This is a genomic window from Gemella sp. GH3, from assembly GCF_013415425.1.
In the GTDB taxonomy this organism is placed as follows: Bacteria; Bacillota; Bacilli; order Staphylococcales; family Gemellaceae; genus Gemelliphila.
Genome location: NZ_JACBYC010000047.1, coordinates 1 through 413, shown reverse-complemented (window position 1 = coordinate 413; position 413 = coordinate 1). Strand labels below are relative to the sequence as shown.

Genomic DNA, 413 nt, shown 5'->3' with positions numbered 1-413 from the left:
GCTGTAGGGAATTATTTTCCGGGAAATATAGGGTATGATGATTAACATTTGTTTCAACCCATTCCAGCATATCCGGAGATTCTTGAATATCTTGAATTTTTAAAGCTTGAGTAGATGTCACATGTTGGATGATATTTTCAAGCTGGTAAGCAAGATTATGAATCGTCTCTTCCGCATATAAATCTGTATTATATTCAATATTAACCACATAGTCGTCTCGATCTTCCTCAATGATAAACGACAAGTCAAATTTAGCTGTTGTCGTTTGAGGTGGAATGTGCGTCAGTTGACTATGTCCAAAGTTAGCATGGTTTGTTTCGTTATTTTGTAATACAAGCATTACGTCGAATAACGGATTACGCGAAGCATCTCGTTCATCCATCAAATCGTTAACAAGGCTTTCAAATGGATAC

General features: G+C 36.3%; 1 protein-coding gene. It reads right to left on the bottom strand.

All coding sequences use genetic code 11. The annotated features are described in order from the left end of the window. On the bottom strand, positions 1-413 hold a 413-nt coding region (locus tag HZY83_RS01215; protein WP_179942295.1), incomplete at both ends, for a condensation domain-containing protein.